We start from the raw sequence: 21,985 nt of genomic DNA on the forward strand, positions 1-21,985 counted from the left end.
CCCAGAATTGGAACTAGCTGCTTACGCAGTTGGTATTTTTCTACTTCTCTGTGCTGTTGGTGCTTTGGTGAGAAAACTAAAAAGGTGAGACGGCAAGAGCGATCGCCCTACTATCCTCGCTTGAATAAAAACGATCGCACCCCAAAGAGTGAACGCTTTTTCACGCTAAAATTTAATTTACCAGCCTCCCAACCACTGGGCTACTTCTGGTAATTGAGTTTGCCCCATATCTTGCCCAAGCTCAAAAAAGGTATTTTCCTCACGGGTCAGAACTCCCGTTACATTCCAACGAGTTTTTACAGGCTTAATTTGCTCATTAGTTATGGTGGCGATCGCACCTTAAACCCACGTAGGTGTAGCCCATCGTAGACATCGCTTGCCTTAAACGCATTAAAGTATAAAGTATCAATTTACGCTGCTCCCGCAAAACGATTGCAACTATGGCGCATCAAACTAGTGATTCTCTGATAAAAATGCTTAATCAAGCAGCAGAAAGTGTGTTTTATACAAGGCATAGTATCAGTTTACTGTCTGTTCCAAGCGATCGCTTGTTTGTTCAACTGTATGGTTGTTTCGAGCGTCACTGCCAATAGCAAATTGTTGGGTCATGAATCAACTACAGGTAATCCTGCCAGGGCCATTGCCACTTCTTCTGCACTATATATTGAAATTAAGTTTGGACAAACTGTTTATTCTTATATTACTTCTCCCCTTTTTTCGTACCCACTTGACAAATGTGCAATTCTCTCAACCTGTCACGGGTGGCCGAGATTTGAGTAATTCTCTGCAAGATGGTCTGGAAACCCTTGTCCTGTCTGGTTTTGATAATTTGTTACTTCCGATTCAAAAAAGCCGTTATTTACAACGTAAAATAAGCCTTTTCGGGACATCTTGCAGGTTTTTGGTCATATCTCGGTTCAATAGCATAAATGTGCCCTAATGGATGCCCTTAGCAAACGGTAGCTTATTCAGAACTTGCAAGAACTTTAGCAATGAAGGCACTTGCCGTTCAAACCGCCACAAATGGCGGCGCTCAACACAGCTTGACTAACATAAACTGTTAGAGAGAATTGAACTTAATGAAGAAGGATTGAACTGAATGAATAACAGTCCCATGAGCAACAACCCTGCCAACCCTCCTGCACAATGTCCCTTCCGGGGAACCCGCATTGGCGGCGCGCTCGGCTCCAAGCCGCAAGTTGATGATTGGTGGCCGAACCGACTTCAGGTCGAACTGCTTCACCAAAATTTGCCCCAAGCTAACCCACTGCAAGATTTCGATTACAAAGGAGCCTTCGCGAAGCTTGACTTTGAACAGTTGAAGAGCGATATCAAAGCGCTGCTGACCGATTCAAAGGACTGGTGGCCAGCCGACTATGGTAATTATGGACCTCAAATGATTCGCATGGCGTGGCACGCCGCAGGCACCTACCGGATCGCAGACGGTCGGGGCGGAGCGAGTCAAGGTATGCAACGCTTTGCACCAATCAATTCGTGGTGGGATAATGGGAACACAGATAAATCACGACGGCTGCTCTGGCCCATCAAGCAGAAATATGGTGCGGCAATAAGCTGGGCTGATTTGATGAGTCTGACTGGCAACTGCGCGCTCGAAATTATGGGGTTTAAGACCTTCGGTTTTGGTGGCGGTCGCATTGATGCCTGGGAGGCAGATCGCGCGACATACTGGGGGCCGGAGTTCTGGAACGGCGATCCGGTTGACGATGTTAAGGAACACCCTGGTCATCCTGATGAGATGGTCACTCGCACGATTCGGTGGGTTGGGAAACCGAACGAGCAATACTACGACCTTGAAAACCCGCTAGCGGCTTCGCACCAAGCGCTAATTTACGTCAATCCAGAGGGTCCAAACGCTGAGGGCGACCCCTATGGCTCGGCGCGAGACATTCGCGAGACATTTGCGCGGATGGGCATGAATGACGAAGAGACTGTCGCGCTGATTGCAGGCGGTCATGCCTTTGGCAAAAGTCATGGCATGGTTTCGCCGGACAAGATCGGTCCAGCGCCGGAAGCTGCGCCGATTCAGGCGATGGGCTTGGGGTGGCAGAACCCTGAAGGCACTGGGTTTGCCGAATATACCATGACGAACGGAATCGAAGGATCGTGGACTCCAAATCCAACCCAGTGGGACAACAGTTACCTCACCAATCTTTTTAAGTACGACTGGGAACAGACAAAAAGTCCAGTAGGAGCCATTCAGTGGAAGCCGAGCAATCCTGATGCGCCGAAGACACCCGACGCTCATCTGCTGGGGGTTGAGCACCCGTTAATGATGATGACTTCGGACATTGCGTTAAAGGTCGATCCGGTATATCACGAGGTTTGTCAGCGCTTCTTGAGTGACTTCGATTACTTCAGCGATGCGTTTGCGCGCGCCTGGTATAAGCTGATCCATCGAGACATGGGGCCAAAAACGCGCTATCTTGGTCCGGAAATCCCAGAGGAAGATCTGATCTGGCAAGATCCAATTCCGGCACTCGATCATGATGTCGTTGATGCCGCTGATATCAAGTCTCTCAAGGATCGGATTTTAGCGAGTGGACTCTCGGTTTCGGCGCTCGTGTCAGCCGCTTGGGCATCAGCATCGAGCCACCGCCATTCCGACAAGCGCGGCGGCGCAAATGGGGCGCGCGTTCGCCTCAATCCCCAGAAGGACTGGGAAATGAACCGCCCGCAGGAACTCGGCGAGGTGCTATCGACCCTTGAGCAAATTCAGGCGGAGTTTAACGGCGCTCAGTCGGGCAACAAAAAAATCTCGCTCGCAGACCTAATCGTCCTCGGTGGTTGTGCTGCGGTCGAGAAGGCTGCACAAGAGGCTGGACTTTCCGTTGCCGTCCCGTTTACTCCGGGGCGGATGGATACGACTCAGGATCTGACAGATGTTGAAATGTTTAATTGGCTGAAGCCAGTTTCGGATGGTTTCAGAAATTATCACAATGAGGCGGTTGGCTATAAGGTGAAGCCAGAGCGTATCTTCCTGGATCGAGCGCAGCTCCTGACGCTGACCGCGCCCGAATGGACGGTTCTAGTTGGCGGACTTCGGGCGCTCGATCAGAACTGGGACTATTCAAAGCACGGTAGCTTCACTGACCGACCGGGTGTCTTGACCAATGACTTTTTCCGTGTTCTGACCAGTATGGACTACGAGTGGAAGCCTGTTGACAATCGCGAGATGCTTTTTGACATCTGCGATCGCGAAACCGGCGCAGCGAAATTCACCGCAACCCGCTGCGATCTCATCTTCGGCTCGAATGCCCAGCTGCGTCAGATTGCTGAAGTCTATGGCGCTGATGACGGTCACGAGCGGATGGTCAAGGACTTCGTCGCAGCTTGGAACAAGGTGATGATGCTCGATCGCTTCGACGTTGGCGCTGAACAGATCCGCTAAAGTCTTGAGCGCTCAACACGCCCGAACTCCACAGGTGTATCGCTGCGCTTTGAAGAACTCACCGTGGATAAGAACGCTGCTTATCCACGGCAAGAGGAACCTTGCGCTTTGGATTAAAGCAATACGAACGATTGTCACTTAAAAGTTTTTGCGACCTAACGCCATTGATTGTCCAGACGGTGAATCACCTGTGGAATAGATGTTGCTAACAACAGAAGTTATTGCAGATATTCAGATGGCTTCTACGATTTTACGCTGGTACACGTATCACTGGCGTGTGGAAGAATAGGATAAAATTTTCAACCCACCTTCCGCACCCAAAGTGTCACAGATAAATAAAAAGCAGAGCGAGTAGTACATAGTAACTAAATTGAAGATAATATCAAGTCTGCTTAATGAGAAGGACTAGGGCGTGTTTTCAAACTATAACCACAACATAATGGAGGCGATCGTTAACATTGCTGTGTAATTTACACCAAGCTTTTCGTATCGAGTGGCAATGCAGCGAAATTGTTTGATGTGATTTGAACGATAATTTCAGTAGACCGAAAAGCTTGGCGATCGCAAAACTTTTCGGTCTACTGAAATTAGGGGATACTAATCCTATACGAAATATCTGATTTTCATTGTTAACTTCTAAATCTAAATAAGTATAAAATGATTTAATAATAGATAAGTCTTCCATATAACCCTTAATAGAATTGCCCAACCGCAATTTCATTTATCAAAATTTGGTAACTTAACGTACTCTAACTTTTTCAGAAGATTTTAGCAGTAAGCATTTATTTATCAACTGAATAGTACAAGATTACTATTCAGTTAACTTACGAATGCGTTGCTACTCCTGTTGCATAGCCCTGCAATTTGTAGCGTTTAAACTGACGAATTAGAGCCAATGTTTTCACAAAGTCTTGCTTTAAGTTTTCCCTCCACAGGTGCTTTTATAACAAAAGGGACTGCTATAATCTTTACACCATATTTTCCAACAACTCATTACTCTAATTGCCCTATGCTGGCTTAATAACAGCGATCGCATCGCTCTAAGCTTAGGAAGAACCAGTATTTAACTCTGTTTAGATAACTCAAGGAAATAATCGCTAATAAATGTTCGCTGCGGAAAAGAATTGTGGTTTCTTAATACTGCAATAACAGATGCAGCAACATGAAGCCGTTGTGGAGAACTCTCATAATCTTAATTGCCATCGGCAAAGCTACCATCATTGCTATCTTGATTTTCCAAAATGCTCCTATATATCCTCTGATGCAATGATAACTTTGAAAAAGGAGATCCAAAAAATAAAATGCCCAGCCTTATCCAATATATTTTCTGTAAAACCCAATGACTGTAGGCGTTCGACTAACCTTAACCTGAGTTCGGGATAAGGAAAGGGACAGGTAAAACGCTGCGAAAGCCAGCCTCATTTTGCGTTGTTTCCAACGTTAATCGTTACTGTAACTCCTCTAATTCTTAAATTATGGGGAAAAATGCCCCCCAATGAAGACAAAGAGGAAAGCTAATTGACCAGCACTCAGTTTAGTCCCAAAAATGTTTCGACAGAACGAATCACACTAGCCTAGCAAACTGCAAACAATCCTATTTTGGGGGCATCGTGGTTAGTTAGCAGGACTAGATTGCTATAATCTCGCCCCCTTGTCTCTTTTCCCCAGAACTAATTCCCCCAAACTGCCATAAATTCTTGCCACTCTTCCTCAGTCTGTGGTGCTTTGTCTTTGGTTGGCCCCACTACTCGCGCTAGCTTCCTGGCTTGGTCTAAAAAAATCATTTTGGCTAAATCTTTGCGTGGAATGCCGAAGCGAGTAGCTAAAAATATAATGTAAGCTGAAAACGCTGTACTAATTAAATCACCAACACCAGGAACTAAACCGATAATTGGATCTATTCCAATGTGTAAACCTGTTAGAGGGATACGTATAGATGTATCCATCAGAGGCTAAGTTTGCGAATGTGATTTAGAGTAGCAAGGCGTTTGGCAGCGTCCATAATTGACCATATTTACACTACTTTTAAATTGCACCATTTTTAGTTCTTTGTCTTGTACCGTTAGAAATAACAAGTATGAATAAAACCAATTCAGGAATACTAGGCCAGCTTCGTAGAGCAGCGAATGGTTTACTCATGATAAGTGAGTCTGAGTAAGCGTTTGAAGTTTTTCTTTGGGAAGATACTGCACCTATAACACCCCAAAAAATTGTACAACAGACAAATCATCCACAAGATACGCCCGTTAATTTCTAAGGGGGACTACGTTGAAGTCATCTAGTGGGAGCAACTTCTCTAATTGTGCCAGAGAAGTTGCAAGATAAATTCGTAAACTCTCAAGTCGGAATTAGAGATTACGAATTATTGTTTATCTCCTCAAAATATTAATAGCTGCACCTGCTGCTGCGCCATCTAATAAATCGCCAGCCACATCTTCGCGCCCTCCAAGAATAGCGCGAACCCCGGCGCTAGTTCCTGCACCGACTGCGGCATCTCTACCTAAGTTACGTTTTTTCTTACGTCCAACCAAATTGACGGCAGCACCAGCCGCAGCACACTTAGCAGCATTGCGTAAAACAGTACCACGCCTTCTAGCAGCTCCAGTTACTACACAAGTACCAGCACCAAGGGCTGCATCTCCTAAAATTCGGTCGTTAGCTGCTGCTGGTTGAAGAGGAACTAAGGAGATTCCAGTTAAACTGGCAGCCATGAAACTGGGTAGAAATGCGCGTTTGAGAATTCGATTCATAGTAGATACCTTCTTAAAAAATCAAACAACTATTCAAAAGACTAAAAAAAATTCAATTTGTTGCAGTCACAGATGCGCTTATTTCTAGTTTAGACAAGGGAAAGTTCAATTTATTTTTGCTTAACCCCTAATACTATTTCACGAAAAGTTTGATACAGATGTAAACCCTGAAGGCTTTGCTAATCCTCATTTTTTAATTGTGAATTGCTCTTTTCGGAGCGGGGCGTAGCAAGAGTGCGAATTAGTATAAGAGCGATCGCGTCGTGGTATGACAATTGCTCAACAAGTTTTGGTTGATTTGCTTGGGCAAACTTTTCCAGAAATTATGCACGAATTAGTGCTTGAGCCTTTAGGTATGACAAACAGCACTTATCAACAGCCACTACCGAACGATTGGTTAACTTTGAGCGCAACTGCACATTTAGGTTCTGGTATACCTGTTGAAGGTAAACACCACATTTATCCTGAGATGGCAGCCGCCGGCTTATGGACAACTCCATCAGATTTAGCCAAAATGGCTTCGCCAAGACCTCTAGCTGCACCAGTGACAATAGCTATCTTGTTTGCGAACTCGGTCACTGGCTTATCCCCCAGAGCAAACGCATCTAAATTACTCTTGCTCGCGGCCAACCATAAAAACCAAAGAAAAAGTCAGTATTTCTCGTTTGATTTATTTTTCAAGCCTTAAAGCAATGCGTGTGGCGGGCTAGGCTAACGCCTAAGCTGCTATCAATAAATATAGCTTAATGCGATTATCAAAAATGATACACCATTACCATGCTGCCCAAATATGTGAAGATTTAACAATGACAACAAATTTACACGTCAGCGAGCGCTTGAGCCATTCGCCTCACTCCTTCCGTAATAGAGGACGCAAGAAATCTACTACTGCGCTTTCTGTTGGGCAGGAAGCCTACTGTGTACGCGTTGGCGGAAGCCTCTCGTAGAGAAGCGTCACTGTAGGTAGTTGACTAAAACTAAACGCTACCTAAATAACAAAGGAAAATTAATTATGGTTAGATTCCAGACTGTATGGTTTGCTCCGCTAGCTGCCGCGCTATTAAGTTTTGGATTGGGTGCAAAAAAAGTAATGGCACAGATAGAATATCCATTTTCAGCTATCTACAACTCAGAAACTACCCTTGAACCTATCACAGCAAACATTTTTAAAATAACCAATATAGGTGAGAGTGTTAATGCACCATACGAGCTAACTAGACTTGTAAATATCAGCTATGGCAATCTCAACACTAATACAGGTGTAATTACAATCGATCCAAATCCAGCAACATTTGGGTTGCAAGACTTGCCCTTTGGCAGCATTACAATTTTTGGTCAAGGAGAAGATCGGCTATTTGGAACCACTAGGGGCACTGCTACCCTTGACTTTCAAAATTTTGTGGGCACGGTTTCTAATACCATAAGTATTACTGGTGGCTCAGGTACATTCGACGGTGCGATTGGTACACTGATCTTGTCGGAGAATCTTACACTCAACCCAGATCCAACTGCTCCTATAAGAGGTTTACCTCTAATCTCAGGTTCGTTTCAAACGTTTCAAACAGTTCCAGAACCAAGGAATAACGCGGCGATCTTTACTATAGGCTCAATTGGAGTAGGTTTCCTATTATGCCGACATAGACTTCGAGTTATTGGGTTCAAGCGAGTTTAAATCCATTAACGATGATGCTCCGCTCCAGCGTAGGCGATCGCTTGGGTATGAAAATAAATGCAACCATAACCTTTAATAGTTTCTTTCGCAACCTACACCATCCCTAAGGGCGATCGCTGCAAGCCAACAGCGATGGCGTAGTGGTTCCTGGAGTTGGCTTTTGTTTTCGTCGGAAGTCTTAAGGCATCACGGCTGCGATTGGTTCCAAAAGCCCAGTTTTCTTGCTTTAGCATCTGCATCAGCCTGGAGGAATTGTTGTTTGGTACTATTGCATCCTGGGAGATACTGCTTATAAACTACAGTTTGACCCTCTTGCACCATCGTCAGGTTCACAGAACGATTATTCACGAAAATCTCTGCCACAAGTCTTTTGTAGCGATCGCTTCCAAAGTCGAATGGCAGTAAAAAAAAGCTATAAAACGTGAGTTCGACGGTTAGAAAAAGGCAAAAAGCTTGCTATGTATAGATTTGCCAAGCTCGGCACTCACAACAGCGATCGCTAAGACTGATCGATAATCGGTCAAAAAGTGACAAAAAAAGCCGAGACTAAGAATATCTAAGAAAAATGAGAGTCTCGGCTATGTCTACCATTGTATCTCGGCTGGATATCACACAAATATTTTGTGATGTAGATGACTTCTGTAAGCAGTGGGAACACTTGTGGCAGCAAATACCACAGTTACCATCGACAAGAGGAGAACGTTGCAGTCAGTCGCGGATGTGCGTATCAGAAGTGATGACAATAGTTATCGCTTTTCATGGCAGCGGTTATCGCACCTTTAAGGAATTTTACACATTGCACGTACTTCCTAGTTGGCGTCGGGCCTTTCCCAATCTAGTCAGCTACATACGAGCGAGGTTTAGAGTTAATCACAAAATCTAAAAAGAACATGAAAAATCGCTTAGTCAAATTGCTGGATAAAATTAAGACCAAAATCAGAAAACTTGGCAAACACGGCTCCTCTACCACAACCAACAGCTGTTTCAACTACTTGCAAATCCACACTGAAATGTCGCTTGCGCCTATGTATCTTTTTACCTGCGTCATAACCTACATCTATGGAAATCATCGTTGCTGTTTCTACTGATTGACTATCAACTGCTGCTTCTGATGGACTTTTGTCACGCCCTGCATCTACTCTCACCCATTGATAGAGTTGGTCGTGAACCTTCAACCATGTGCCATCTTTGCTCCATCTCCAAAAATAACCATAAACCGTTGACCATACGGGAAAATCCCCGGCAACCCTCGCCATGTACACCCTTCACACAAAACATAGAGAATTGCATTTACTATCGCAAATAATGCTAATTTTCGGGGACGACCCCCTGGTTTTGCTTCTGGGAAGAGATTCGCAATTAATTCCCATTGTTCCCATGTCAGATTGCTACGGTATGCTTTAGTCATTCGCTCATAAGGTGCTGTTTTCTTCAAATTTCAGTTTGAGTAAAGTGCGATAAAGACGGAGCTGTTTTAGAGAATAAGCAGCCTCTAATTTGGAAATAAAGTTGATTAAATGGTGGCGATTACCTTACATTGATAAGCGATTTGGAGGACTATTGTAAATAGTATTAGCCTGCTACATTAAGCCACGAAGTAGATTGTAAGCCAGTAAATAAACATGAATTTCTTTGCGTACCATTGAAGGTGTTTTACATCGTAAAATATCCATCCCAGGGTAGTTTTAAAATGTCTCAAATCCAGTTCAACTTGCCTCTTTGATAGTATATTTGAACTATTTTCAAGGTAGGATAGGTTTGTTTATCCAATAAAAGGTAAACCTAAATATGAATTAAATTTATCCTTGAGGATTTGTACTCGTAGTGCCACAGTAGTGTTTATGGTGTTGGCTTGCTCGTCTTTTTGAAAGAATTTCATGAACGAGTAAGCTTTTTCTCCCTCCAAAAACTTTTGGACAACTCTACATTATTTCTCCATTAGCGATCGCCGCCTACGTCATTACTCCTTGTCCGGCATTTCATCAAACTATAGCCCTTATTCCACATAGCTTAGAGCTTTTCTTAGTGGCATTCAAGCATTCTAGCTTTTAGCGTTAGATCGCAATCTTTGTGGAATTGTTTCATGTCTTGGAGTTTGGCAAACGATATACTTTGTAGTATTGGAGTTGTTAATGACACTCATAGGGAGAGAGTTGAATGATTACCCTACCTGGAGTTGCTATCTTAAGCAAAATATATGAAAGTTCGGCAACTCTTGTGTATCGAGGTATTAGAGAACAAGATAATTGTGCAGTTGTCGCTAAAGTCCTCAAGCAAAATTATCCTTCTCCAGGGGAATTAACTCGCTACAGGCAGGAATATGAAATTACCCATTCCCTTAACATCGATGGTGTAGTTAAGGCATACAGCCAGCAGGACTACCAGCGCACGCTAGTCATCCTTCTAGAAGATTTTGGTGGCGAGTCTTTAGAACGCCTGCGGCAGCACCAATCGGACTTCTACCCCATACCCTTATCGAATTTCCTTGGGCTGGCGATCGCCATTACAGATATTCTGGGCAGAATCCATGCTGCTAACATTATTCATAAAGATATCAATCCTAGCAACATCGTCCTGAATCCAAATACTGGCGTTGTCAAAATGATTGATTTTGGGATTGCCACTCGATTCAGCCGCACCAATCCAACATTTAAAAGTCTTTATCTTCTAGAAGGAACCCCTGCCTATTTATCTCCAGAGCAAACCGGACGTATGAACCGGATGCTCGACTACCGCACCGATTTTTACTCGCTAGGCGCAACATTCTACGAACTTTTGACCGGACAGTTGCCGTTTCCCACCAGCGACATCCTAGAACTAGTTCATTGTCATATTGCCAAACCGCCTGTTCCGCCGCACGAACTGAATTCTACAATTCCCAAACCTGTTTCCGAGATAATTTTGAAGCTGATGGCGAAAAATGCGGAAGATCGCTATCAGAGTGCTTGGGGCATCAAAGCAGATTTAGAATATTGCGCCCAGCAATTAGTAGAAATTGGTCAAATTGACTACATTCAATTAGGTCTTCAAGATATTTCCCAGCAATTTCAAATTCCTCAAAAACTGTACGGACGAGAAGCCCAAATTGAATCATTATTAGCGGCATTTGACAGAGTAGCCGCAAGGAAAGAGCGAGAAAATGCTCAATTCAGCGTCGAGATGATGTTGGTTTCTGGTTACGCGGGAGTAGGCAAATCAGCATTGGTGCAGGAACTTTACAAACCCATCACGGCAAAGCACGGCTATTTTGTCTGGGGTAAGTTTGACCAATTCGAGCGAAATATTCCCTACAGCGCGATCGCATCTGCCCTGCAAAAATTGGTACAGCAACTACTCGGGGAACCAGACGAGCAGTTGCAACAGTGGCGATCGCGTTTGCTTACGGCATTGGGAAGCAACGGAAAAATTATAATTGATGTCATTCCCGAAGTTGAATTAATTATTGGCAAGCAGCCGCCCGTACCCTCTGTCGGAGCAACCCAAGCTCAAAATCGCTTCAATCTCGTCTTTCAAAATTTTGTGCGGGTGTTTTGTTCAAAAGAACATCCCCTGGCAATCTTCTTAGACGATTTACAGTGGATTGACTCTGCAACGCTGAAGTTAATCGAGTTAATATTACTCGACGAGCAAAACCAATATCTATTTTTGATTGGAGCCTATCGAGATAATCAAGTAACTCCAACGCATCCATTGGTATTGACGTTAGAGAAACTGCGAAAACAAGGGGCAGTGTTTCAGGAGATTACTTTAGCACCCTTAACGCTAGAACCGTTAATTCAATTGATTGCCGAGACGCTACATCGCAATATTGACACAGTGCGTTCCCTAGCCCAATTAGTCTTACGTAAAACTGAGGGTAATCCCTTCTATGTCAATGAATTTTTGCGAGTGCTTTATAGCGAAAATCTATTGACCTTTGATACTAAACAGTTGAGTTGGCAGTGGGACATTGCTCAGATTGAAGCCCAAGATATTGCTGATAATGTAGTGGAGTTGCTGCTTTTAAAGCTGAAGAAACTGCCAGAAGAAATACGGCAAATTCTCACTTTAGCCGCTTGTGTTGGCTCTGAATTTAATTTAGAAACTTTAGCGATCGCTTGTGAAAAATCGCCGAAAGAAATTTCTCTAGATTTACTAGCAGCCATCCAAGCTGGATTCATTCAACCTATATCTGAATTAGATCAAAACTTGTTAGTTCAAGATTATAAATTTTTGCACGATCGCGTACAGCAAGCTGCTTATGCCTTAATTGACGAGTCGCACAAACAAGTCGTTCATCTCCAAATCGGTCGCAATTTACTCGAAAAAACTTCACCAGAGCAACTAACAAACAGGCTATTTGAAATTGTCGATCATCTCAACTATGGGGTTGAGTTTGTTGCCAACGAAGCCAAACGAACTGAAATTGCCAGATTGAATTTAATGGCAGGTAAAAAAGCCAAAGCCTCAGCAGCCTATGAACCTGCCCTAAATTACCTCGAAATTGGCATGGGATTACTAGAATCTTCTAGTTGGCAAACGCAGTATCAATTAACCTTAGCCATATATGAAACAGCAGCAGAAACAGCTTATCTTTTGGGCAATTTCGAGCAGATGGAAAGATTGGTTCAAATTGTACTGGAACGTTCCAAAACCATCTTGGATCGAGTCAAAATAACAGAAGTAAAGATCGTGGCTTTACTTGCTCAAACTAAGCTAAAGCAAGCATTGGAGATCGGAATGCCCATGCTACGGCAGTTGAAACTGAAATTGCCGGAACAACCAACCATTTTTCATGTACTGATGGGATTGCTGAAAATTAAATTGGTTTTGGTGGGAAAACAAATTTCAGACTTAGCCAGTTTGCCTCAAATGACCCAGCCTGACAAAATAGCTACTCTATCTATTTTAGAGAGCATAGGAACCTCTGCGTACTATACCGATCCTCAACTCTTCTCATTAATTACGTTCGAGCAAGTTATTTTATCTGTCAAATACGGTAATAGTCCCGTGTCTATTTCTGCTTATGCTGGCTATGGAATCATTCTGTGCGGGGTGTTTGGAGATATTGAATCTGGCTACGAATTAGGGCAATTGGCGTTGCAACTGCTAGAGCAACTCAGTGCCAAAGAATTCACCACTAAAATACTATTTACGGTTAATGCCTTAATTAGTCATTGGAAAGTACCTGTAAGAGAAACATTATCGCCTCTGTTGCAAGCATACAAGAGCGGGCTGGAAACTGGAGATTTAGAGTTTGCGGCGGCGGCTGCTCATGTCTATTGCTATCATTCATACTTTATTGGTAAGGAATTGTCAGAACTAGAGTCTGAAATGGCGATTTATGAGGAAACCCTCGGACAGTTGAAACAAGAGCAAACGTTGCTTTTGTTTCAATCGTTTCATCAAGCCGTCCTTAATTTATTAGATCGAGCAGAACACCCTTGTGATTTGATAGGAAATGTTTATAACGAGCAGATATTGTTGCCCAGCCTCATCCAAAGGGGCGATCGCACTTCAATTGTTGGGCTGTACTTAAATAAGTTAATACTCTGTTATTTATTTGGGCAGTACCCCGAAGCAGTATTTAATGCCTCGAAAGCACAGACTTATCTAGACGGTATCGTTGCAACCTTTGCCTTAACCTGCTTTTATTTTTATGATTCTCTGGCAGGGCTTGCTCTATATTCTCATAGTCCTCGATCGCAACAAAAGCGATGTCTGAGCCAAGTCAATAAAAATCAGAAAAAGATAAAAAAATGGGCGCATCATTCTCCAGTAAATCTTTGGCACAAATATTATTTAGTAGAAGCAGAAATATATCGAATTTTAGGCAAAAATCTTGAAGCAATGGATTGCTACGATCGCGCTATTGCCCTCGCCAAAGAACACGAATATCTTAACGAAGCGGCTCTAGCTTACGAACTTGCAGCTAAATTTTATTGCGATCGCGCTAACGAATTAAGTGCTAAAGCTTATATGCAGGAAGCTCGTTATTACTATCAATTATGGGGTGCAACCGCTAAAGTTAAAGACTTAGAGACTCGCTATCCGCAATTTTTCTCTCAGTCATATAGGGAAGCTCCCACGTCAACCTCCACTACTTCTAAAACTACCTCTAATACCTCAAACATCGCTTTAGATTTAGCGGCGGTGATGAAAGCATCCCAGGCGATTTCTCGTGAAATTGAATTAGAGCAGTTGCTTCGTTCCTTAATGCAGATATTAATTGAGAATGCTGGCGCTCAAACCGGCTTTCTAATTTTGGAAAACGCAGGAAAATGGGTAATTGAAGCGACTGGTCAACTAAATGATAATGATGATAAGAATGTCTACACTACACAAGTACTGCAACCAGTTCCGATTATAAATTGCTTGCCGGAATCAATTATTAATTATGTCATTCGGACTAATGAAACTGTTGTCTTAAACGACGCAATTTGTGAAGGTGCTTTTATCAACGATCCATATATTCAACAAAATAAAACTAAATCTATTTTCTGTTTGCCGCTACTCAATCAAGCTAAGTTAGTTGGCGTGTTATATTTAGAAAATCAATTAGCAGTCGGAGCATTTACACCAGAGCAATCGCAAGTTTTGCATTTATTATCAACTCAAGCAGCGATCGCCATCGAAAATGCTAAACTCTACTCAAAGCTGCGTGCTAGCGAAAGCAAGATGACTCAATTTCTGGAAGCTGTCCCAGTGGGAATTGGAGTTATAGATGCGGTGGGTCGTCCATCCTACTTGAATCAACGGGCAATTCAGCTATTGGGTAAAGGAATCGAGCCTGAGGTGACATCGGATCGACTTGCAGAGGTTTATCAAATTTATTTAGCGGGAACGGATCGACCCTCTCCGACTGAGAAAATGCCGATCGTGCGGGCATTGAGCGGCGAACGCACTAGGGTTGATGACATAGAAATTCGCCAAAACAACGCCAAAATTCCAGTCGAGGTGTGGGGAACTCCAGTTTATGATGAACAGGGCAATGTAGTTTATGCAATCGCAACTTTTCAAGACATTACCGAGCGCAAACAAGCCGAGAAATTACTAGCTGACTATAATCGTACTTTAGAGCAACAGGTCGCCGAACGAACAGCAGCGTTACAGAAAAGTGAAACGAATTATCGCAACTTGGTGCAAACTGCAAACTCAATCATTCTTCGCTGTGATGCACAAGGACGGATTCAATACCTGAATGATTACGGGCTAAGATTTTTTGGCTATGAGGAACATCAGATTTTAGGGCGTACCTTACTCGAAACCATCGTTCCAGAAATCGAAACCTCTGGGCGCAATCTCAAACAATTCATCTACAATGTATATTACAATCGTCTCGACCCTACCTCTTACCTGCAAATGGAGAATGAAAACCTGTGCCGAGACGGCAGACGGGTTTGGGTTGCCTGGTCAAATCAAGTAATGTTGAATGAACAGGGAGATTTAGTTGAAATTTTATCGGTTGGCAATGACATCACCCAGCGCAAACAAGCAGAAAAAGCCCTACAGTGCAGTGAAACTAAGTTCCGCAACATCTTTGAAAACTCACAGGTCGGCATCTTTCGATCGCGCCTCTCGGATGGATTAGCTCTCGATGCGAATCAACGCATTGCAGAGTTGTTTGGCTTTGATTCACCCGATGAGATAATTGGGATCGTACATTCCCCAAACTTTTATGTAAATCTCAGCGATCGCCAACAAGTCGTTGAATTGCTACAGCGTCATGGCGATCTGCAAAACGTTGAAATTCAAATGCGAAAACGAGACGGCACAGCGTTTTGGGGGCTTAACTCTTTTCATCTGAATGCAACCGATGGATATATAGAAGGTGTGATTACTGATATTAGCGATCGCAAACGTGCCGAGGAGGCTTCGATTTTGGAAGAACGCAACCGGATGGCACGGGAAATTCACGATACGTTAGCGCAAGCCTTTACAGGCATTGTGTTGCATAACGGCACAGCGATAGAGCTAATGACAAAGAAACCACAAAAGGCTCAGGCACACATGGAAACGGTGGATGAATTAGCCCGCACTGGACTGACTGAAGCCCGGCGATCGGTAGCGGCACTGCGACCTCTTCTGTTAGAGTTGGGAGACTTATTGAGCGCCCTCAAACACCTAACCACGCAAATGAAATCTTCCACCGATACCCATATTACCTGTGAAGTCATCGGTACAGCCTACTCTGCATCACCTGATATAGAGAATAATCTACTACGCATTGGACAAGAAGCCCTAACCAATGCGATTAAATATGCCCATGCCACAGAGATTCAAGTTGAATTAGTCTACGATCAAATGCAGTGCTGTTTGCGAATAAAAGACAACGGGCAGGGATTTGACACTAACCAAATAATCATGAATCAAGGATTTGGCTTATTGGGGATGAGCGAACGGGCAGAGCGTATTGGCGCTGAACTAATCGTCAACAGTCAGCCTGGTCAAGGCACAGAAATTATTGTCATTGTGAATCGGGAGTAAGCTGTCATGAGTCTAGTCATTCGCGTTCTGATTGTTGAAGATCATGCCATCGTTCAGCAAGGATTAGCAGCCATCATCAATGAAGAATCCGATATGACTGTTGTGGGTCAAGCTAAGGACGGGATTGAGGCGATCGCGTTATTCCGCCAAACGCAACCTGATGTCACCCTCATGGACTTACGAATGCCCCAAATGGGAGGCGTTGAAGCGATTATTACGATTTGCGCGGAATTTGAAACAGCTCGCATCATGGTATTGACGACTTATGACGGAGATGAGGATATTTATCAAGGGCTACGGGCAGGGGCAAAGGGATACCTGCTGAAGGACTGTAGACCTTGCGACTTGCGAACCGCTATTCGTACCGTTCATCAGGGGCAACAGTATATTCCATCGCACGTTGCTGCCAAATTAGTACAGCGCATGAATCATCCAGAATTGAGCCAGCGTGAGTTAGAGGTACTTCAATTGGTGGCACAGGGGATGAGCAACCTGGAGATTGGTACTACTTTGAATGTTAGCGAAAGCACGGTCAAATCAAATATCAACCGGATTTTAAGCAAGTTAGGGGCTAAAGATCGCACCCAGGCAACCATTATCGCTTTAAAGCGAGGAATCGCTAGCCTTTAGTTTCATTATTCCAACTAAAGTTGGGATAAGATCTGAACTTAAGTAGAGTTGAAGTTAAGTACGAACAAAAAAAGTTTTATTAATTGCTATTGCCTATACTTGTGCTGCGATCGCCGAATCTGATTAGGATTCGTAGACTTGAAGCAAAAAGCGACTCAACTCGGAATTGTCAAAGTGGCGAATTCCACGGAATAATTTGTTTGGAGCCGCCTGCCAATCGACAATCAGATCCAGGACTGTGTTGCTTTCAATCCTCAAGGGACAACTAATCGAGCCTCCTCTTAAGTGAAATACTTGATTATTGCCACATTCGTTCTCCAAGGGTTGCCATCCAATTTTCTCTGGAGAGGATGTGACTAAATCGGGGGTTATCTGTTTGACAGTCCCCTGCCAAACGCCATCAGGTTGAATCACACTAGGAGCTGGAATCGCTTCATTAAAACTGTCTAATTGCTCAGAGATCGCTGTTATATGCTGCAATTCACCGCTTTTTTTGTAAAAAACGCTGAGGCTCATCCTCCTGTTTCCATAGGTGAACCCTGTTTCACAGAATAACTGAGCATCCACATTTGCGATCGTTGTAGATCCCCAGGAAAAGCTGTTGTCTAGAAACAAAACGACAAAGTGATGCCCGTTAAAAGATAGACCTGCACTAGTATAAGGACCTGCACTTTGTAGTTCAGTCTTTCCATCAGAATAAGTGTAGTAATTTTGCTGAGTTATCTGGCTACTATCTTTACTGAGGTGGAAGGAGCGAACACACTTGAAGGAGTCAATTGAGTTTCCTTCTGGCGAATATTTAGTCCAGATACCATACCAGTCGCCTAGATGATTGCGGCAAAAATTATTCCAATTTTGGAGCTGGTTCTCCCTTTGAGGAACATTATCAACGGATTGAGATGTCATTATGTAAATTTCCTCGCTTGCAAGCTCTAGATAAAATAATAAACCGCAGCGTTCAAATGGAAATCTTTGGCTGTTGAAGTTGCATTCATGCAACAAAGCCCTCTGACAACAGTTTTAGAACACCACCGTCTTAATGATTCCAACTTAAGTTGAAATAAATCTGAACTTAAGTACAGTTGAAGTTAAATACTTCAGATCGCTCATCGGCGATCTTTTTGTCACTTAAAATATAAACTCTGAATTGATGACAGCTTCAAGCTGACTCCATATATTAAGTTATATAGATGTTAGTCAGGATTGACAAAAGGAAATTTCACAGTGCTAAGAGTACAGTGAATGCTTTTTTCGTCAAGGTTTAGAATGAGTGACGATATTTCTGCCCAAGCAACTGGCGATATGCGCAGCGTCAAGCGTTCGACTGAGCGCTCACGCCGAAGTCCTCCGGCTTATCGCAATCAATTAGCTGTACTACCATCCCAGCGAGATCGTCGCCAAGGATCGCTGAATGCAAAAGTTGTGCTTGTTGAGTATGGGGATTATCAATGCTCTCAATGTCGAGAACTTCATACCTTAATTAGAGCAGTGCAAGAACGGCTGAACACATCCGAGCAAAACGATCTCTGCTTTGTCTATAGGCATTTTCCTCAGCCTCAAATTCATCCTCAAGCTCAAAAGGCAGCAGCGGCAGCAGAAGCAGCGGCAGCACAGGGACAATTTTGGCAGATGCATGACATTTTGTTCGCCCATCAGCAAGAACTGGGGGATGGCTATCTAGCGGAATACGCTGATAATTTAGGGCTTGATGTCACTCAGTTTGTTCGAGAGCTGTACAGACAAGTGCATGTTGCTCGCATCAATGAAGATATTGAAAGTGGATTACAAAGTGGAGTAACGGCTGCCCCAGCCCTGTTTATTAATGGAATTCAGTATTCCGGACGCTGGAACATCGAGCAATTGCAGGCAGCTATTGTCGCTGCAAGTCATTAAATTCCTCGATCCTTGACTCTAATTAATGTCTTGCTGAGGATAGTTATTATGACATCCAACGATCGTGATTCATAGCGAGTCGATGAAACCTACATCAAGGTCAAAGATAAGTGGAAATATTTGTAATGATTAATACATTTGCGATCTAGAAAAACTGGAGGAACAAACTATGAAAACGATCGCTCAACAAGCAATTGTGATTGGGGCAAGCATGGGCGGACTGCTGGCAGCGAGGGCATTAGCAGATTATTACCAGCAGGTAACAGTGCTGGAGCACGATATTTTCCCTAACCCAGGCAAGAATCGCAAGGGAGTACCCCAGGATCGCCACGCACACGCACTATTATCGAGGGGTCGAGAGGTACTTGAGCAGTTTTTCCCTGGCATCACACAAGAACTCAAGGCACAGGGAGCACTATCGACGGATTCATTACAAGAAACACGTTGGTTTGCTAATGGCGGGTATTTCCAAAAAAGCCAAAGCGATCTAAACGGGCTGTTAGTCAGTCGTCCCTTACTTGAAGCTCAAGTACGCAAACGTCTGTTGTCTTTGCCGAATATCAAGGTGATTGAGAATTGTCATGTACTGGGGTTGCTGACGACTCCCGATCGGACTCGCATCGTCGGGGTAAGCCCGATCCATCATCATGATGGGAGTTTTGAGTCTGCACTAAACGCCGATCTGGTGGTAGATGCGACGGGGCGGAGATCCCAAAGCCCTGTCTGGCTAGAAAAACTCGGCTATGAACAGCCCCAAGAGGAACAGGTACGTGTGGACATCGGCTATATGACTCGCATCTATCGCCGCCGACCAGAACACCTCCAAGGCGATCTAGCTACAGTCGTCTCACCCTGCTTCCCCAACTGGCGCTATGGGGTCATGTTGGCTCAAGAAGGCGATCGCTGGATTGTTACCCTCGGTGCCTATCTGGGCGATCGCGTACCCAGTGACGAAAAAGGTTTCCTCGAATTCGCCAAGTCTCTACCTGCTCAGGAGATCTACGAAGTCATTAAAGATGCTGAACCCCTCTGCGAACTATTGCCCTACAAGTTTCCGACCAGCCAGCGCCGCTATTATGAAGGAATGGCGCGTTTTCCCGAAAATTACTTGGTTTTTGGCGATGCCATTTGCAGCTTTAACCCTATCTACGGTCAAGGTATGACGGTTGCTGCCCTTGAGTCCCTCGCTTTGCAAAATTGCCTTGCTCAAGGTAGCCAAAATCTAAGGGCGCGTTTCTTCAAGGAGGCGGGTAAGGTAGTAGACATCGCTTGGAGTATAGCTGTGAACAACGATCTGCGTATTCCCCACATAGAAGCGACGCGCAGCCCGATGGTACGCTTTCTCAACTGGTATATGAGTAAGTTACACGTTGCTGCTCGAAGAGATCGAGTGGTGGCGATCGCATTTTTACAGGTGGCGAACTTGATGGCTTCACCAATGAGCTTAATGCACCCTAAAATTTCTCTGAGGGTGCTATTGGGTAATCTTTTACAGCTTGATATTGCTAGAGCAGTCAAGTACAGCCTGCCATTGAAAGTGTCGCAAAAATCAGTACAAAGCTGGTAGGCTATCCTCAATATTTGCTTCAATTAGTTTTAGTTTGAGTTTCTAGAGTCAGAAGAGTATCTGAACAAGTAGGAGAATTCAATCATGGACAAACAGCAAACTATAAACGAACAGGCTTCTTTACAGCCAACCCCCAATCTGACACCAGCTCAGCAGGTTTTGCAAGAACTATGGGAAGAACATCTGCGGTATGAGTTTGAGGCTCACAACACTGAAGATACACTCGCCACGATGGTTGAGGATGCTTACGTGAACGACATTCCGGTGATGACTGGGGGAGTGGGGAAACCAGCACTGCGCGAGTTTTATTCCAAATGCTTCATTTCACAGATGCCGCCAGACACGGCACTGACCCTGATTTCGCGCACGATCGGAACCGATCGGCTCGTCGATGAAATGGTGCTGAAGTTCACTCATACCGTCCGAATGGACTGGATGCTACCTGGTATTGCTCCGACTCTTAAACCGGTTGAAGTGGCAATGGTAGCGATCGTTCAGTTTCGTGACGATAAGCTAGCTCACGAGCATATCTACTGGGATCAGGCGAGTGTATTAGTTCAACTTGGCTTGCTCGATCCTAGTAAGTTACCCGTTGTAGGCGTTGAAAGTGCGCGTAAGGCACTCGATCCGAGCTTGCCCTCAAACACACTAATTGAGCGCAACTAAGTATAGGAGTTCTTCAATGTTAACTTTTGTCTTGGTTCACGGTTCATGGCATGATGGTTCTGCTTGGAAAGCAGTTATTGACCATCTAGAAACTAAAGGACATCTGGCTTTTGCCCCCACGATCGCCGGACATGGTAAAGGGGTGAATAAAAATGTTAACCATGCTCGATGTACCCAATCGATCGTTAATTATATTGTTAGCAAAGACTTAACGGATATCGTCCTATTAGGACATAGTTTCGGCGGAACAATTATTGCGAAAGTTGCCGAAGCGATTGGCGATGGCTTCGCCGGCCAAAGGCAACGCATTAGACGGTTAATCTTCTTCGATGCCTTTGTCTTGAATGATGGTGAGAGCCTCAGAGATAACCTGCCACCGCATCTGCAACAGTTAATAGATAGACTAGCGAAAGAATCAGACGATAACACGATGACGATGCCTTTCGATCTCTGGTGTGAGGCATTTATCAATGATGCCGATCTCGAACTGGCTAAATCTAGTTACGTACAATTGTCATCCGAACCCTACCAACCATCCATTGACAAATTAGACTTAAAACAGTTTTACTCGCTGCCCATTCCCAAGAGTTACCTTTACTGTACGGAAGATAACTCACTTCCTCAAGGCGAGTGGGGTTGGCATCCGAGAATGTCTAATCGCTTAGGGTTATTTCGGTTCGTACAAATGCCAGGAAGTCATGAAGTGATGTTTTCTAATCCGGGTGGTTTAGCAGAAAAAATAATCGTAGCAGGGCGCGACTAAGATTAAAACGTATCGTCAAAATAATAGTTTTAGCCAGTCCAGTTTTAAATCTGATGTTATCGGCGTTTCATGTTTGCGATCGCTCGTTGTCTGAGTATCCAAGATGTGATTAACAATTTACGCCTAATGTGAATTAGGAAAAAAGGCGGGAGAAGTAAGAAGATGAAAG

General features: G+C 44.0%; 17 protein-coding genes and 5 pseudogenes. 14 read left to right on the plus strand and 8 right to left on the minus strand.

Translation table 11 applies throughout. The features are described from left to right. The 3 genes and pseudogenes from RM368_RS33980 to RM368_RS33990 form a co-directional block, all read left to right on the plus strand. The coding region (locus RM368_RS33980; protein WP_322698138.1) for a hypothetical protein at positions 1-213 on the plus strand (213 nt) is incomplete at its 5' end. A gap of 886 nt (positions 214-1,099) precedes the next feature. Next, on the plus strand, positions 1,100-3,409 hold the full coding sequence (gene katG / locus RM368_RS33985; protein ID WP_322698139.1) for a catalase/peroxidase HPI: 2,310 nt from the start codon (positions 1,100-1,102) through the stop codon (positions 3,407-3,409). Between the two features lie 163 nt (positions 3,410-3,572). Beyond that, positions 3,573-3,695: pseudogene (locus RM368_RS33990) on the plus strand (IS4 family transposase); the annotation flags it as partial. Between the two features lie 137 nt (positions 3,696-3,832). Here the strand turns inward: RM368_RS33990 and RM368_RS33995 are convergent. Further along, a pseudogene (locus tag RM368_RS33995) lies at positions 3,833-3,934 on the minus strand (IS5/IS1182 family transposase); the annotation flags it as partial. A 1,250-nt stretch (positions 3,935-5,184) separates the two neighbouring features. Further along, positions 5,185-5,411, minus strand: a pseudogene (locus RM368_RS34000) (DUF4112 domain-containing protein); the annotation flags it as partial. A 171-nt stretch (positions 5,412-5,582) separates the two neighbouring features. Between RM368_RS34000 and RM368_RS34005 the strand changes: the two are divergent. Beyond that, positions 5,583-5,666: pseudogene (locus RM368_RS34005) on the plus strand (nuclease); the annotation flags it as partial. Positions 5,667-5,778: 112 nt separating this feature from the next. On the opposite strand, the gene RM368_RS34010 reads toward RM368_RS34005, so the two are convergent. Beyond that, positions 5,779-6,159, minus strand: coding sequence for a hypothetical protein (locus RM368_RS34010; RefSeq protein WP_069073588.1), 381 nt, complete (start codon positions 6,157-6,159; stop codon positions 5,779-5,781). Between the two features lie 268 nt (positions 6,160-6,427). Here RM368_RS34010 and RM368_RS34015 point away from each other — a divergent pair, with 268 nt between their 5' ends. The 3 genes from RM368_RS34015 to RM368_RS34025 all read left to right on the plus strand — a co-directional run bounded on the left by RM368_RS34015 (position 6,428) and on the right by RM368_RS34025 (position 7,831). Further along, positions 6,428-6,847: a serine hydrolase gene (locus tag RM368_RS34015; protein WP_322698140.1), complete on the plus strand. Its 420-nt coding sequence runs from the start codon at positions 6,428-6,430 to the stop codon at positions 6,845-6,847. 118 nt (positions 6,848-6,965) lie between these two features. Further along, positions 6,966-7,106 carry a hypothetical protein gene (locus RM368_RS34020; RefSeq protein WP_322698141.1) on the plus strand — a complete coding sequence of 47 codons (141 nt, stop codon included), beginning with the start codon at positions 6,966-6,968 and terminating at the stop codon, positions 7,104-7,106. Positions 7,107-7,171: 65 nt separating this feature from the next. Then, positions 7,172-7,831, plus strand: coding sequence for a hypothetical protein (locus RM368_RS34025; RefSeq protein WP_322698142.1), 660 nt, complete (start codon positions 7,172-7,174; stop codon positions 7,829-7,831). A gap of 92 nt (positions 7,832-7,923) precedes the next feature. Here the strand turns inward: RM368_RS34025 and RM368_RS34030 are convergent, their stop codons facing one another. Beyond that, on the minus strand, positions 7,924-8,064 hold the full coding sequence (locus tag RM368_RS34030; protein ID WP_322698153.1) for a hypothetical protein: 141 nt from the start codon (positions 8,062-8,064) through the stop codon (positions 7,924-7,926). Beyond that, on the minus strand, positions 8,018-8,194 hold the full coding sequence (locus RM368_RS34035; protein WP_322698143.1) for a thermonuclease family protein: 177 nt from the start codon (positions 8,192-8,194) through the stop codon (positions 8,018-8,020). The genes RM368_RS34030 and RM368_RS34035 overlap by 47 nt, the downstream gene beginning before the upstream one ends. 238 nt (positions 8,195-8,432) lie before the next feature. On the opposite strand from RM368_RS34035, the pseudogene RM368_RS34040 reads away from it, so the two are divergent. Beyond that, a pseudogene (locus RM368_RS34040) lies at positions 8,433-8,772 on the plus strand (hypothetical protein); the annotation flags it as partial. Here RM368_RS34040 and RM368_RS34045 read toward each other — a convergent pair. After that, a complete protein-coding gene (locus RM368_RS34045) occupies positions 8,734-9,087 on the minus strand; it encodes a hypothetical protein (RefSeq protein ID WP_322698154.1) in 354 nt (117 codons plus the stop codon). The pseudogene RM368_RS34040 and the gene RM368_RS34045 sit on opposite strands and share 39 nt — an antisense overlap. After that, on the minus strand, positions 9,003-9,239 hold the full coding sequence (locus RM368_RS34050) for a transposase (protein ID WP_322698145.1): 237 nt from the start codon (positions 9,237-9,239) through the stop codon (positions 9,003-9,005). Before RM368_RS34050 ends, RM368_RS34045 begins: the two co-directional genes overlap by 85 nt. Before the next feature lie 749 nt (positions 9,240-9,988). On the opposite strand from RM368_RS34050, the gene RM368_RS34055 reads away from it, so the two are divergent. Further along, positions 9,989-16,297: a PAS domain S-box protein gene (locus tag RM368_RS34055; RefSeq protein ID WP_322698146.1), complete on the plus strand. Its 6,309-nt coding sequence runs from the start codon at positions 9,989-9,991 to the stop codon at positions 16,295-16,297. A gap of 6 nt (positions 16,298-16,303) precedes the next feature. Beyond that, positions 16,304-16,927, plus strand: coding sequence for a response regulator transcription factor (locus tag RM368_RS34060; protein ID WP_322698147.1), 624 nt, complete (start codon positions 16,304-16,306; stop codon positions 16,925-16,927). 123 nt (positions 16,928-17,050) lie between these two features. Here RM368_RS34060 and RM368_RS34065 read toward each other — a convergent pair whose 3' ends face one another. Beyond that, complete coding sequence (locus RM368_RS34065) at positions 17,051-17,833, minus strand: DUF3598 family protein (RefSeq protein ID WP_322698148.1); 783 nt, start codon at positions 17,831-17,833, stop codon at positions 17,051-17,053. Between the two features lie 396 nt (positions 17,834-18,229). On the opposite strand from RM368_RS34065, the gene RM368_RS34070 reads away from it, so the two are divergent. From RM368_RS34070 to RM368_RS34085, 4 genes are all read left to right on the plus strand, one after another. Continuing rightward, entirely contained in the window at positions 18,230-18,820 is a 591-nt protein-coding gene (locus RM368_RS34070; RefSeq protein ID WP_416212280.1) for a DsbA family protein, read from the plus strand. 169 nt (positions 18,821-18,989) lie between these two features. Continuing rightward, positions 18,990-20,387, plus strand: coding sequence for a 2-polyprenyl-6-methoxyphenol hydroxylase-like oxidoreductase (locus RM368_RS34075; RefSeq protein ID WP_322698150.1), 1,398 nt, complete (start codon positions 18,990-18,992; stop codon positions 20,385-20,387). An 84-nt stretch (positions 20,388-20,471) separates the two neighbouring features. Continuing rightward, entirely contained in the window at positions 20,472-21,053 is a 582-nt protein-coding gene (locus tag RM368_RS34080; protein ID WP_322698151.1) for a nuclear transport factor 2 family protein, read from the plus strand. Between the two features lie 16 nt (positions 21,054-21,069). Continuing rightward, positions 21,070-21,816: an alpha/beta hydrolase gene (locus tag RM368_RS34085; protein ID WP_322698152.1), complete on the plus strand. Its 747-nt coding sequence runs from the start codon at positions 21,070-21,072 to the stop codon at positions 21,814-21,816. The last annotated feature ends 169 nt before the right edge of the window (positions 21,817-21,985 follow it).

It is taken from the genome of Nostoc sp. DedSLP03 (assembly GCF_034530815.1).
Taxonomy (GTDB): Bacteria; Cyanobacteriota; Cyanobacteriia; order Cyanobacteriales; family Nostocaceae; genus Nostoc.

Excerpts from the sequence above, each read along its gene's own strand:
- katG (WP_322698139.1), top strand. The coding sequence starts at position 1,100 with ATGAATAACAGTCCCATGAGCAACAACCCTGCCAACCCTCCTGCACAA.
- RM368_RS34010 (WP_069073588.1), bottom strand. The coding sequence starts at position 6,159 with ATGAATCGAATTCTCAAACGCGCATTTCTACCCAGTTTCATGGCTGCC.
- RM368_RS34015 (WP_322698140.1), top strand. The coding sequence starts at position 6,428 with ATGACAATTGCTCAACAAGTTTTGGTTGATTTGCTTGGGCAAACTTTT.
- RM368_RS34020 (WP_322698141.1), top strand. The coding sequence starts at position 6,966 with ATGACAACAAATTTACACGTCAGCGAGCGCTTGAGCCATTCGCCTCAC.
- RM368_RS34025 (WP_322698142.1), top strand. The coding sequence starts at position 7,172 with ATGGTTAGATTCCAGACTGTATGGTTTGCTCCGCTAGCTGCCGCGCTA.
- RM368_RS34030 (WP_322698153.1), bottom strand. The coding sequence starts at position 8,064 with ATGCTAAAGCAAGAAAACTGGGCTTTTGGAACCAATCGCAGCCGTGAT.
- RM368_RS34045 (WP_322698154.1), bottom strand. The coding sequence starts at position 9,087 with ATGGCGAGGGTTGCCGGGGATTTTCCCGTATGGTCAACGGTTTATGGT.
- RM368_RS34050 (WP_322698145.1), bottom strand. The coding sequence starts at position 9,239 with ATGACTAAAGCATACCGTAGCAATCTGACATGGGAACAATGGGAATTA.
- RM368_RS34055 (WP_322698146.1), top strand. The coding sequence starts at position 9,989 with ATGATTACCCTACCTGGAGTTGCTATCTTAAGCAAAATATATGAAAGT.
- RM368_RS34060 (WP_322698147.1), top strand. The coding sequence starts at position 16,304 with ATGAGTCTAGTCATTCGCGTTCTGATTGTTGAAGATCATGCCATCGTT.
- RM368_RS34065 (WP_322698148.1), bottom strand. The coding sequence starts at position 17,833 with ATGACATCTCAATCCGTTGATAATGTTCCTCAAAGGGAGAACCAGCTC.
- RM368_RS34070 (WP_416212280.1), top strand. The coding sequence starts at position 18,230 with ATGCGCAGCGTCAAGCGTTCGACTGAGCGCTCACGCCGAAGTCCTCCG.
- RM368_RS34075 (WP_322698150.1), top strand. The coding sequence starts at position 18,990 with ATGAAAACGATCGCTCAACAAGCAATTGTGATTGGGGCAAGCATGGGC.
- RM368_RS34080 (WP_322698151.1), top strand. The coding sequence starts at position 20,472 with ATGGACAAACAGCAAACTATAAACGAACAGGCTTCTTTACAGCCAACC.
- RM368_RS34085 (WP_322698152.1), top strand. The coding sequence starts at position 21,070 with ATGTTAACTTTTGTCTTGGTTCACGGTTCATGGCATGATGGTTCTGCT.